Genomic DNA, 13,540 nt, shown 5'->3' on the forward strand with positions numbered 1-13,540 from the left:
GGGATGAAGAAGATTTTAGCAGTATTGATGTGCAGTCTTATGATTCTAGGAATTAGTGCGTGTGGAAAAAAAGCTAATACAGAAATATCGCACAAGGACGACAAAGAAATCATTGAGCTAATGGATGAAAACGGATACGAGTTGAAAAATAGATATGATAACGAAAACCAATGTACTGAAGTGTACTTTAAAAATGAAAAAACAGGAAATGCGTTCAGTTTGAATGAAAAAGTGGAAAACGAGTATTACGGAACTATCATTTTTCAATATAACTCAAAGGATATGATTTTAATAGGTCAGGACATTGTTGCTATAGGCAATGAGCCATATAAAAACACCTATCATAAATATACTGATGAGCTTAAAAGACTTGATTTATTAGAAGAAGATTTATTAGACTTGTTACAAGGCGAATTAACCAAAGCAATCACAACGGAAGAATCAAATAAAGAAGCGGTTGAAAAGGAAGAAAAGGATAAAAAAATAAGCACATACCTTGAAAAACTAGATAATAATGAAGTCGCTTCAAAAATCAAGAACAACGGATATGAATATGTATATGATATTAACAGTCCCCTAGGCGATACTCGATTCGAGAAGAAAACCAAATCAGATAACGATGTAGATTTATATTATAATATTGATCCAAAAAAAGCTTTATTTACAATTTCTGATGGTAGTGAAAAAAGGGAATATTATTATCAAACACAGTTAGGTTATAGCAAATATTGTGTTTTAGATTTTACAAATGGGCGGTATGACACAACTAATTCCTTATTTATTTCAAAAACAGAATGTAGGCCATATGCAGAAAACATGAACTTTTTAAAATCTGTATTTGAAAAGGAATTAAACTTGATTGGTCTATCGATAGATGATTTAAATAATTTTGCAAATGCTTTAGAATAAAAAAAACACCCCTGTTGGCGCAGAGGTGCAAGTTAGAAAAATCATGTCGAGCGAGGACAATACTTTTTCTATACCATATTTTACCAAAAAAGGAGGTATTTAGCAATGGCTGTAAAGAAAGATGAACGAGAAGTAAAGAGCAAAAAGAACAAGAGTAAGACTGTAAAAAAGATAACTTATAAGTGTGAAGGTTCATACATCGATATAAACGGTGTTTCGCACCGTTACCACAAACGAGGTTTTTCATCTAGCGAGGAAGCCCAAGATTGGGAACGAGTGTTTCTGATTAAAGCAAAACAGGAAGCAGATAGCAGCACAACATTTAAAGAACTTTACAATTTGTATATCATATCTAAGAAAAACACAGTAAAAGAACGTTCTTTATATGATATACAGAAAGTAATCGAAAAGCACATACTCCCCTATTGGACAAGTATAAAATTATCAAAGATTAAGATGCAAACAATAGATGGATTCCAACAACAACTATTGAACTCTAAGAAAAGTGATGGTTGTTTGTACTCTAATGAAACACTTGAAAAAGTTCAAGTTAGACTTAAATCTATCTTTAAATATGGTTTTGAAAATGGTTATATTAGCGAATACAGGATAACTTCATTCAAGAATGTATCAAGAGTTGCTGAAATCAAAAAAGATATGGCATTTTGGCAACCTAAAGAATTTGATAAATTCATGAGTATCGTTGATGAAACAGTATATATTGCACTATTCAATGTTTTATATTGGTGCGGTTTGAGAATTGGAGAAGCACTCGCCCTTACTTGGAATGACATTGATCTAAATGATAAATCAATTAGAATCTGCAAATCATATACAAAGCATAAGCGACAAACGACAACACCTAAGACACAAAACAGTATTAGAACAGTCATAATGCCTATAAAGTGTTTTAACGCCGTAGAGAAGCTATATAACGAGCATAAAGATATCGTAGGTTTTGATTTAGGTAAATTGTTGTTTAATTTCAACAAACCTCTTGACGATAATACAATTAGGATAAAAAAAGAACGTTGGGTTTCACAAGCTAAAATCAAGAATATACGCATTCATGACTTTAGACATTCCCATGTTTCTTTGTTAATAAATCTAGGATTCAATCCATTTGATATTGCAAAGCGTTTAGGACATTCTGTTGATATGGTAAACAATGTATATGGACATTGGTTCAATGAAGCGCAACAGAAAATGGTAGATAAGCTAAATAATATCTAAATTTACACCAAATCCCACCAAATTTAATTTTTGCATTAAAAAAGCCCTTTAATTAAGGGCTTGCTTACTTAATGGGGCGGACGATGGGAATCGAACCCACGCATGACTGGACCACAACCAGTAGTGTTAACCACTTCACCACGACCGCCATGTTTGTTAAGCGAGTCTAATTATAGCGTAAGATGTATGGTTTGTAAACACTTTTTTATGAATTTTTTAAAATTATTCTTGATAAAACTTATTCTTATATAAATCATAGAAAAAAAAGCCAGATATTTATCTAGCGCTTCTACTTTCCGACATTGTTCAACGATTGTAAATTATCAATAAAGATCTTTTCAAAATCCTTGTTATCTTTTGTAACAAACCACTCATCATCTTCCTTTACAAGTTTTATTGTAACTTCCTTTTTTAGAGACATTTTTGCTTTGTTTAAATTTTTGAAAATAACCGTATTAATTTCTGCTTGTGCCCTAGCATCGGTAATATCTTCTTGACGACTCAATTCTTCTGCTTTTGTAGTTGCTTCTTTTATCCCTTGGGTAACCGTAGGTGTAAAATCATATAACATCAATGTAACTTGTACACTCGCACTATCGCCGTTGATACTTTCTTTGCCTTCTTCATCCTTAAAAGATAACATTTTAGCATAAACTTCTTTTTGAAGTTTTTTATCAACACCATCGATATAATCACTTTCTTGGATATCAAGTGCTTTTAGTGCATAATCTTCCCATTTGGAGAATTCTTTTATCTTATCCAAATCTTTTGTACGACAAGCCTCAAAGAATGCAGCTGTTACTTTTGATGGGGTGTCTTCTTCTCTTTTATTTTGACATGCTGCTAATGTGATTAACATACATGTGCATACTAGTAATGATATGATTTTCTTCATATTGTCCTCCATATTTTTATCCACCCTATTGTAACAAACCTAAAATAAAAATACAATCTATTACGAAATGTCATAAACCATCGAAAAATTAAACTAAAATGATAGTTTTTCTATACAAAAGTGTTAAAATAAAGATATATAGGAGGTATCTACTTATGAATAGTTTTAGTGAAGACTTGAAAAAAATTATGTTAGCAGGTGTTGGTGCAATTGCGACAACTGCAGAAAAGAGCAAAGATGTAATTGATCAACTAGTAAAAAAAGGTGAACTTACCATCGAACAAGGAAAAGTATTAAACGAAGAACTCAAACATGATATTAAAGAAAAATTTAGAACACCTGCAAATGCAGATGAAATTAGCAAAGATTTAGAGAAACTAAGTAAGGAAGAACTAGATGCTATAAAAGCAAAGATTGAAGAATTAGAAAAAGGCAATGAATAATACAGAAACAAAAACATTAAGTAGTAAACGTCGCCTTGCACAGATTCTTTCAATCTTAAGAAAGCATCACATCACGAAAGGTGTAAATCCCATCACCTTTCGAGAAATCTTAGAAGACCTTGGTCCTACCTTTGTAAAAATCGGACAAATCATGGCTTCTCGTCAGGATATGTTTTCACAACGCTATTGTAAAGAACTTATCAAATTACGTGATAATGTATCCCCTATGAGTTTTCAAATCGTACGTGAAGTCATTGAAGATGAGTATGGTTGTCCATTAGAAGAAGTATTTGAACACTTTGACCAAGAACCTTTGGGTTCTGCCTCTATCGCCCAAGTACATCACGCTACATTGAAAGATCATAGTGAAATTGTTGTGAAAGTACAACGTCCTGGAATCTACGAAACTATGGAACGTGATATTTCTCTCATTCGTAGAGCTAGTAGATTGCTTCACTTATCTGAAGTACTTGGAAGTGTGATTGATATCAATATCGTACTTGATGAATTCTGGTTTACCGCGAAGCAAGAAATGGATTTCTTAAACGAAGCAAGCTTCGCTCAGAAATTCGCAAAACTTAACAAAGATATCAAATATATCGGATGCCCAATCATAAATAGCGACCATACGACAAGCAAAGTTCTTGTTATGGAATATATTGATGGGTACATCATAGATGATTACACAACTTTAAAAAGTGATGGATATGATCATAAAGAAATTGCGAGTAAATTAGCAGAAAACTACATCAAACAGATCGTAGATGATGGTTTCTTTCATGCAGATCCACACCCTGGTAATTTACGTATTCGTGGTGGTAAAATTGTATGGATTGACTTTGGAATGATGGGATTTTTAAATCAAAGTGATAAAGATCTTATGAAAAATGCGGTTATAGCCATTAGTAGTAATGATACAGAGAAAATGGTTGATGTCGTTTTGACTTTAGGAATACATGATAAACCTATGGATTATACACAACTTTACAACGAAATGGAAACCTTTATGGCAAAGTATGTTACTTTGAACTTACGTGAGATACATCTTGGTGAAGCCATGCAAGAAGTTTTTGGGATTGCTCATAAATATAACATCAGTATGCCAAAAGGAATTAGTATGCTTGCTAGAGGTCTAGTAACAATTGAAAGTACCATGACCTTATTAGACCCTGATACTAATATCATAGAAATTGCCGCAGCACATGTATCTAATCATATGCTTAAAAAACTTGATATAAAAGATAGCGCATTAAATACTTCAAAGAAAGTATATGAGAGTGTAAAACGTACCATAGAGCTCCCTATCCAATTATCTGAACTGATGCGTTTGGTGATGAAAGGGAGAATGAAAGTAAACCTAGAGATTATGGATTCTAGTGTTCCTCTTACCCGTATCAATCACATGGTGAACAAATTGATTGTTGGCATTGTCGCAACTGGTTTGCTCATGGCAAGTGCATTGATATGTACGACGAATATGACACCAAAAGTCTTTGGTATTCCTGCCCTTGGTTTCTTTGGTTTTATGAGTGCTGTAGTACTAGGATTCTGGTTGTTATATACGGTGCTAAAAAAAGATAAAAAATAGAAGTCAAATTTCTGACTTCTTTTTATTCGACCACTTGTGATAAGACTTGTCCAATAGGCTCGCGAATTAACAAATCTGCGGTGTTATCCATGTCTGTCGCATCTTTGTTAATCAAAACTAGCTTTCGCCCCTTAAAATACTGTAATAGCCCTGCTGCAGGGTATACAACTAATGAGGTACCACCTACAATCAAAACATCTGCTTGTGAAATATATTGTATTGCCTTTTGTAAAACATTTTGGTCTAGACTTTCTCCATATAATACAACCTCAGGTTTTATTGTACGTCCACACTGTGGACATTTAGGAACTCCATCCTTTTGTTTTAGCATCGCATCTAAATCATAAAATGTTCGACACCCTCTACAACGGTTACGATGAATACTTCCATGTAACTCAAGGACTTCTTTTGACCCAGCCATTTGATGCAAACCATCAATATTTTGAGTTATAACTGCCTTTAACTTTCCCATTTCCTCTAAACGTGCCAATGCCTTATGAGCAGGGTTTGGCAAAGCATTCTCATAAATCATCTCGTGGAAATAGAAATCATAAAATTGATCAGGATGATCATAGAAAAAATCCGAACTAATCATTGTCTCTGCACGATATGGATATGTTTTTTTACTATAAATCCCACTTTGAGAACGAAAATCAGGAATGTTACTTTCTGTACTAACTCCAGCACCTCCAAAGAAAACAATATTATCACTTTGTTCAATAATTACTTTTAAATCCTCATACATTGTATTCACCTCACATCTATTTTACCATACCATTTTCTTATCCCATAGAAAAAGTGCATTCTTCAATATTTACTTATTGAAGGCTGCACTCAAAGTTAAAATCAAATCTTACGATTTAGCGTATTTTTTTCTTTTCATATAGAACACACATAAAAGAAGCCCACTAATAAGTAATGTTTCAAAATAATAGTTTTTCGTATCCATTGTCGCTGGTCGCTCTTGTGGTTTTTGAGGTGTATCTGGACTTTCAGGCTGTATTGGATCATTGCCATCTTTAATTTTTTTATTTGTGCAAATAAGCTCTGTAATGATAGGTTCTTCTTTTGTATAGTTAGCATCTGCCGATTCAATAGTCACTGTGTATCGATTATTCTCTTCGTCAATCGCATAACCATCTGGTGACTTAATTTCTTTGAAATAGAAGGTTTGTTTAGATACTATATTTCCAATAGAAATTTTTCCTTCTTTATTTGTAACTAATGTAGAAGTACCTTGTTCATTAGGAATATACATATTCTCTGTTTCATCATAAGTAAATTTCATCACTTCATCATTACTTGTATACATTTCAAAATGCGCATCTTCTAACAATGCATTCGTTTCCTTATCTTTTTTAATAAGATCAATTTGATACTCAATTAAATAGTTATCAACAAGTTTCACTAAAGTTGCACTGTCTTTTTGAATATCAGTTTGTGTCACTTCCACAACAATTGGATCACGTTTCAACTGATAATTATCCAATGTTTTAGTTTCTATAAAATAATATGTACCTACCTCTAACTTATCTACCAGTATTTCTCCGTATTTATCACTTATCAAATCCGTTGCTATTTTCGTATCACTTTGAATATCAATCGTATCTTTATCCTTGCGATACAAATCAAAGACAACTCCTTTTAGAGGTTTCTTTACCTTGATTTGTGTATCCGCATTCTCATAAAAAATTTGATCTAATGTTTTCTCAATACCGTCAACTTTTACACTTGCTCCAAGTGCACGATCATACTTAATCAGCTTAATACTAGCTTTCCCTTTCTGATTTACAACTTGATTCTGAGCAACTTCCTCCATAACATCTTCATTCAACGTTCTCGATGCGTTCAACTTGCTTTCTATTGTAGATGAATCAATCGTAAAATGGTAGTGCTTATCATTTAACAAATACCCATCAGGAGCTTTTACTTCTTTCAAATAATAATCCCCTTCTGGTAATGAACTGATTGAAATATCCCCATTATTATTTGTAATCAATGCGTCTTGTGCCATATTGTTTGCCGTTATAAAAGATCCATTTTTATTGAACTGAGTAGCATCTATAAGGCTCCATTCATCATGATTACCACTTGACCATGATGCACCTGTATTTCTTTTATAAAGCTGGAAATGCGCATTTTCTAAAGGTATACTTGTATCTTTATCATCTACTTTTTGCATACTAATAGAAGCCTTTTGCTTTAGATTATAGATATCACCTAAATCAATTGTTGTAATATCATTTGTATAATCTTCTTTTAATTCAAATTCATGTTTTTCATCTGACAAGATATATCCAGGAAGTGCTGTAACTTCTTTAAGATAATATTTACCTGCCGGCAAATTCCGTATCGTTAAAGTTCCATCTGCCAGTGTAAGCAATGATCCTGTATCTGCTGCTTGATTCGTATACGTATAATACTTTTTCCCTTTGATTTCATCTACTTTAAACCCATTTAAACGTTGGTCATTACTATCAAACAACGCAAATTCAACATTCTCTAATTCCTTGTTATCTTTTTTATCCAATTTATTTAGGGTTACACTGCGTGATACATTTTCAATCAATTTATAGTTTACTTTTGTAGAATCAACAGTAAATGGAATCTTTTCGTTATCTCCATGATAATACCCATCTGGTGTACTCACTTCTTTTAAATAATAATTATGAGTTGGTAATAAACCTGAAATGACAATTTTACCATCCGCATCTGTAACTAATTCACTTGTAAAATCACTTCCAGATGCACTTGTGCCATAAAATTGATATTCTCCACGTTCACTTAAGGATGGATTAAAGAAATATAGTTTTTTATCTGTATCTACATCGTATGCTTCGAATTTGATATCCTTCATTCCAACCAAATTTTTTGATGAAGACAAATCACTTTCGGTATAACCATACGTTTGATCCGCTTTCATAAGAACAATATCCCCTTTTGAGAATACCCCACTTATTCCAGAATCGTAGGAATGATTTACTTCAGAATCCACATCATATTCTAACTTACCTGTTGTAATTTTAGCTTCATTCGAAACTTTTCCTGTCGATGTATTTACAATCTTTGTTTTATATTTCAAATTGAATCCATAAATACGATTTTCTTGTAGACCATAGTACGTTTCAGCCTTTTTAAGTGCTTCAATTGTATCTGCAACATTTTTTATATATTTCGCATCACAGTTTATACCAGATTCACCACATTTGGTTTTAGCTTTCTCATATTTCTCAAGTTGTTCTTTGATCAAAGTCGAAAGATTTGTATATGGAGTCATATTGTCTTTACGAGTTGTAATCATATCTGCAGTAATACCCATCTTAGAATCTGTAGTTCCAAGCGCGCCAAGATTGATTACTAACTTTTCTCGATTAGAAACTTTCACAATTGTCCACGAAAGTGGAGTGCTTCTTACCTCTTCCTCTGTATTCAATTTTTTAAATTTATCTGAAGTAGGTTTGATAATATAAAATGAATTTCCGTTACCTTCTGTATTTACCGGATTTATAAATCTATCTGATTCATCGGTATAATAACCTACTGCGCTTTGAGTGCCAGGCAAAATCACTGGTATATCTAAAAAGAATGGTACATTAAAACCACTTTCAACTTCTACAAACTCTTGATTTTCATCCAGAATATCTTCAATAATTAAATCTGAAAACACTTTATCTGGCTTATTGTTTAGATCTGTTTGAATTTTATGAATTAAGTCAGTGAAAACTATTCTCCACCCAAAAAAAGGATCATTGAAATCTTTGAAATACGTCGATTTTCCCATCGTTATCAATTCTTTGTAAATAGGTCGAACGGATGGTAATCCAACACCTGGTTCACCATCTCCACCTGGAGGGTCTACTCTATCGATGATGGTTATAGATCCTTCAGATCCTGCTTCAAATTCAATTTTGACTACTTTATCTGTTGGTTTATCTACGAAAGTAGTATAACTTGTAAAATTACCTTGTAAACTTTCAAAATATTTAATACTTTCATTAAACGTTACCGAATAGACTAGTTCATTTGCATCATATGTAAGTTTTGATTCAGCAACTTTAATACCATTTATATATAAGTTGCTAGTCTTTGCTATGTTCATATTAAGTCCAGTGATTGTACCGATATTTATATGGAATGTATCACCACTACTAAATCTTTTTGTACTATCTTTTGCTTTCCAATTTAGTGCGAATTTAAAAGAAGATCCTCCGTATATGGTATCCGGAAAAGTACTTCCTTTTCCTTTTTCATATACAAGATTACCTGCGATCCATGCTTTTAAATTCACAACTTCTATTTCAGATGTTATATCGTTTCCTACAGTTCTTGTATCCATAGAAAACATGTTTATTTCTGTATCGAAGCTTTCTACTTGTGTCCCATTAATTTGATTCGTTTCTTCAAGTGAAATTTCTCCATTCGCACTTTGTGCTACTATATTACCTGAGTATATTGTCCCAAATCCAATTGTAATTGCCAACAATATACTAATACATTTTATTATCCTTTTCCTCATTATATTCCTCCTTATACTCTTACATTGTAAAGGAATAAAAAAATATTGCAAGATTTTTTTCACATCAATATGTGATACAAATAACAAATATAGCCTATCTATCATACAATAATAACACGATAGTCACATATAAGTCACAAAATATAAAAACCACACATATCACTGTGTGGCTTCTGTTTCTTTTTCAGGTTTTAAAACAGTATAGTCTCTACTAAATGGAACGGGTAAATCATTGAATTTCCAACGTACTGCCATTTTTTCAGGAATGTTTTCTACACTTCCCCATGCGAAGTTATATGTTGTACGTGCGGTCACACGATTTCCGCTTGTTTTTACTTGTGTATCTACGAAATTTACTAATGGAGTTACAACGAAATCATCATTTGTAATAATGGTTGGTGTATGAACAGGATTTGTATCCATATATACATATTCTAAGGTGATATCTAAAGACGCTCCTTTTAAGATGACTTCTTGCCTAACTGATATAATATAGTCGACATATACAGTTGTTTCTTTGATAATACTTTTACCATCCTCTAGTATGACTTCTAATTTTATCTTATTATCTCCAGTTGGAAAGTTGTATACGCTTTGGGTGAAAGAATAAGAACTAAATGATGTTACATCTAATGGCTCATTATCATTCAAATACAGCTTAATTTCTTCGATGATAGATGCGTTTTTACTAATACTCCAATTAATCGAAATAGAGTTACCAATAGCAGAAGAATTGTAGTTCGCAGATAGTGACTTGATAACTGCTTCCTTATCACTGTCATCTTTTCCTGGTACAACAGAAGGTGGATCTACCGGTATATTGGAAGTGTTCTTATCTTGAATGATATATACTCCTAATGATAGAATCACAATCATCGCTATGGATAATAAACTAACAAAAAATTTATTTTTAATGATAAAGCGTTTCATGTTGTCCCTCCTGTTTTTATATATTATACTGTTTTATCTAGTAGAAAGCCACATTTTCACGCAATTTAACATTATTCCATAAGAAAAGAGTGCATTTTCACACTCTTATATTTTATTCTACTGGAACTTGAGGAACAACGATTCCATCATATTTTTCATTGATAAAATCTCTTACATCTTCAGTATTTAACGCATCAATTAACGCTTTTATTTTTGCGTCATTTTTATGAGATGGTTGTACAGCAATGATGTTTGCAAAGAATTTTGATAATTCGCCGTCTCTTGCCTCTGTGATAATCACTTTATCTGTGATTTTAGCGTTTAATGCATTGTTTGTATTTACAACAGCGTAATCCACATCTTGAATATTAGATGCACATACTTCAGCCTGTAATTCAACGATTTCTACTTTTTTGTTATAGGTTTCGATATCTGCCTTTGTAGCATCTAAACCTTTTCCCTTCTTCAAAGTAATGATTCCATTATCTGCCAATAATTTTAATGAACGACCTCCATTTGTAGGATCGTTTGGAATAGCAATTTTAGAACCTTCTGTTATTTCATCTAAAGAAGTATGTTTAACAGAATAGATTCCAATTGGTTCAAAGTGTACTGCGAAGATGCTTTCAATGTTATCTGTTTCTTTTGCTTTTTTAGCCCAATTTTCCATGTATGATTTATGTTGGAAGAAGTTTGCATCAAGATCTCCTACAACTAATGCTTGATTAGGTTTTACATAATCTGTGAATTCTTTAATAATCACTTCATATCCTGCTTTTTCTAATACAGGTTGAACGTGTTTGATAATTTCAGCATGTGGTGTTGTACTCGCTCCTATACGGATCACTTTATCATCATTTTTAGTGGAACCACATCCTGCTAATAATGCAACTGCAAATAAACTAACTAATATTTTTTTCATTTTCTTTCCCTCATCTTTCTTTTTCATTCGACTCTGTTTCTTATAGGCTACACATTCGACAGATTCGAACTGCCTGTTTTAATATATGTTTCATATGTTCACCTCTAGTGTGTTGTCTTACGCACAAAGATATTACCAATAAATTGAATCAACGATGTGATTAACAATAATACGATTACACAAACAATCGTTACATCGTATTGGTAAGAGTTAAAGCCATAACGAATCGCAAAATCTCCAATTCCTCCTCCACCAATCGCCCCTACCATGGTAATAAATCCAAGTAAGGAAATCAGAGTAATGGTAGTTGCACGAATGATACCCGGGATGCTTTCTCTTAAATATACTCGAAAGATAATTTCAATAGGAGAACTGCCCATAGCTTGACTCGCTTCAATTAATCCACGATCAATTTGTGCTAATGCACTTTCTACTTGTCGGGCGAAGAATGGAATTGTACCGACAACCAAAGGTACTAGGGCTCCTTCTACGCCAATTCCTGTCCCCATAATCATGCGTGTTATTGGAGATATAAAACCAACTAAGATAATAAATGGAATTGCGCGAAACAAGTCTACAATCTTTCCTAAAATAAAGTAAACCACTTGATTTTCAAGGATATCTCCTTTGCGTGTTACCACTAGAATCACACCAAATACAACACCAAACAACAACGATATAACACCTACAATACCTAGCATAATAAAGGTATCTATAATAGCTTGATAGAAATCTGGAAGTTTATCCATAATGTTTGGTATGAAATTGTTCAAAAATTCATTCATGCTTTTAACACCTCTACTTTCACATCATGTTTTTCTAAATACACGATTGCATCATCAATCGCTTTCTTTTCGCCACTTAAGATAACCACCAAATCACCTAAAGGTGTACCAGAAATAATTTCCACATTTCCAAAGATGATATTCGTATCTACATGATAATCACGTGATATTTCTGAAATTAATGCTTTGGAAGTATTCACTGCATCATAATTCAACTTCACTAAGCGTTGACCTTCTTGGATAGAAGTTAATGCAGAATTATCTTCTATCATTTCATAGACACGAGAAATATTACTAGTAGATTCGATGAAGTTTTTGGTCACTTCCTTTTGGGGTTTACTAAATACGTTGAGGATATTCCCTTCTTCTACTACGTATCCATTTTCCATAACCGCTACACGATCACATACTTCTTTTACTACTGCCATTTCATGAGTAATCAATACAATGGTAATGTTCAATTTTTCATTGACTGTTTTCAATAGTTTTAAGATACTTTTTGTTGTTTGTGGGTCAAGAGCACTGGTTGCCTCATCACACAACAACACTTTAGGGTCATTGGCCAACGCTCGCGCAATCGCAACACGCTGTTTTTGACCACCTGATAATTGAGAAGGATATGCATCTTTTTTATCCTGCAAATCTACAAGTTCCAATAAAGAAGCAATCTTCTTTCCTTGTTCTTGTTTACTAAGTTTACTTCCTTTGAATGGATATGCAATATTCTCTTCTACTGTACGAGAGCGCATAAGATTGAAATGTTGAAAAATCATTCCTATTTTCTTTCGCTCTTCTCTTAATGCTTTCTCTTTCATCTTTGTCAAGTCTAAACCATTCACAATCACATTTCCAGAAGTAGGTCGCTCTAATAAATTTATACAACGTACCAAAGTAGACTTACCCGCTCCACTAAATCCAATGATTCCAAAAATTTCACCATCTTGAATTTCTAATGAAACATCTTTTACCGCATGAATTTCGTTGTCTTTACCATGAAATGTCTTTGTGATATTTTCTAATCGTATCATACAATTCCTCCTATACTATACAAAAAAGCTTCCATCCATAGGACGAAAGCTAACGTTCGTGTTACCACCTAAGTTTATCCACCTCTCACAAGATGAACCTCTTCAAGTACGCTTATTGCTAAGTTATACTCTATCGCTGTAACGAGCGAACACGTCATAATCTAAAATCTTCGATTATGCAACTCCAAGACCATTTTCCACAGATAGAATCTTTATTCTCTTTCACCAAATGAGAACTCTCTTTGAAAGTCTGTTCTGTGTACTCTTCTTTTCAATGTCATTTTGTTTATG

11 protein-coding genes, 1 tRNA gene and 1 other annotated feature are annotated in these 13,540 nt (G+C 33.0%); of the genes, 4 read left to right on the top strand and 8 right to left on the bottom strand.

Going from position 1 to position 13,540, the window contains the following annotated elements; genetic code table 11:
* Window positions 1–3: 3 nt before the first annotated feature.
* Together ACWG0P_RS07345 and ACWG0P_RS07350 are read left to right on the top strand one after the other, a co-directional pair.
* Window positions 4–909 carry a hypothetical protein gene (locus tag ACWG0P_RS07345; protein ID WP_455801168.1) on the top strand — a complete coding sequence of 302 codons (906 nt, stop codon included), beginning with the start codon at window positions 4–6 and terminating at the stop codon, window positions 907–909.
* A gap of 105 nt (window positions 910–1,014) precedes the next feature.
* The gene (locus ACWG0P_RS07350; protein WP_455801169.1) at window positions 1,015–2,142 is read left to right on the top strand and encodes a tyrosine-type recombinase/integrase; all 1,128 of its coding nucleotides are present in this window, start codon (window positions 1,015–1,017) and stop codon (window positions 2,140–2,142) included.
* A gap of 72 nt (window positions 2,143–2,214) precedes the next feature.
* Here ACWG0P_RS07350 and ACWG0P_RS07355 read toward each other — a convergent pair.
* A tRNA-His gene (locus ACWG0P_RS07355) sits at window positions 2,215–2,290 on the bottom strand.
* 141 nt (window positions 2,291–2,431) lie between these two features.
* On the bottom strand, window positions 2,432–3,037 hold the full coding sequence (locus tag ACWG0P_RS07360) for a hypothetical protein (protein WP_455801170.1): 606 nt from the start codon (window positions 3,035–3,037) through the stop codon (window positions 2,432–2,434).
* A 155-nt stretch (window positions 3,038–3,192) separates the two neighbouring features.
* Here ACWG0P_RS07360 and ACWG0P_RS07365 point away from each other — a divergent pair, with 155 nt between their 5' ends.
* Both ACWG0P_RS07365 and ACWG0P_RS07370 read left to right on the top strand, forming a co-directional pair.
* Window positions 3,193–3,480: a phasin family protein gene (locus ACWG0P_RS07365; protein WP_455801171.1), complete on the top strand. Its 288-nt coding sequence runs from the start codon at window positions 3,193–3,195 to the stop codon at window positions 3,478–3,480.
* Window positions 3,473–5,068, top strand: coding sequence for an ABC1 kinase family protein (locus ACWG0P_RS07370; protein ID WP_455801172.1), 1,596 nt, complete (start codon window positions 3,473–3,475; stop codon window positions 5,066–5,068). The genes ACWG0P_RS07365 and ACWG0P_RS07370 overlap by 8 nt, the downstream gene beginning before the upstream one ends.
* A 22-nt stretch (window positions 5,069–5,090) precedes the next feature.
* Here ACWG0P_RS07370 and ACWG0P_RS07375 read toward each other — a convergent pair whose 3' ends face one another.
* The 6 genes from ACWG0P_RS07375 to ACWG0P_RS07400 form a co-directional block, all read right to left on the bottom strand.
* Complete coding sequence (locus ACWG0P_RS07375) at window positions 5,091–5,813, bottom strand: NAD-dependent protein deacylase (protein WP_455801173.1); 723 nt, start codon at window positions 5,811–5,813, stop codon at window positions 5,091–5,093.
* 108 nt (window positions 5,814–5,921) lie between these two features.
* Complete coding sequence (locus tag ACWG0P_RS07380; RefSeq protein ID WP_455801174.1) at window positions 5,922–9,584, bottom strand: MSCRAMM family protein; 3,663 nt, start codon at window positions 9,582–9,584, stop codon at window positions 5,922–5,924.
* Between the two features lie 159 nt (window positions 9,585–9,743).
* Window positions 9,744–10,514: a hypothetical protein gene (locus ACWG0P_RS07385; protein WP_455801175.1), complete on the bottom strand. Its 771-nt coding sequence runs from the start codon at window positions 10,512–10,514 to the stop codon at window positions 9,744–9,746.
* A gap of 112 nt (window positions 10,515–10,626) precedes the next feature.
* Window positions 10,627–11,436 (bottom strand): MetQ/NlpA family ABC transporter substrate-binding protein, encoded by an 810-nt coding sequence (locus ACWG0P_RS07390; RefSeq protein ID WP_455801176.1) that lies wholly within the window; start codon window positions 11,434–11,436, stop codon window positions 10,627–10,629.
* 104 nt (window positions 11,437–11,540) lie between these two features.
* Complete coding sequence (locus ACWG0P_RS07395; protein WP_455801177.1) at window positions 11,541–12,221, bottom strand: methionine ABC transporter permease; 681 nt, start codon at window positions 12,219–12,221, stop codon at window positions 11,541–11,543.
* Complete coding sequence (locus ACWG0P_RS07400; protein ID WP_455801178.1) at window positions 12,218–13,249, bottom strand: methionine ABC transporter ATP-binding protein; 1,032 nt, start codon at window positions 13,247–13,249, stop codon at window positions 12,218–12,220. The genes ACWG0P_RS07395 and ACWG0P_RS07400 overlap by 4 nt, the downstream gene beginning before the upstream one ends.
* A gap of 35 nt (window positions 13,250–13,284) precedes the next feature.
* Window positions 13,285–13,533 (bottom strand) — a binding site (T-box leader).
* Window positions 13,534–13,540 lie beyond the last annotated feature (7 nt).

The sequence above is a fragment of the Amedibacillus sp. YH-ame6 genome, from assembly GCF_053848845.1.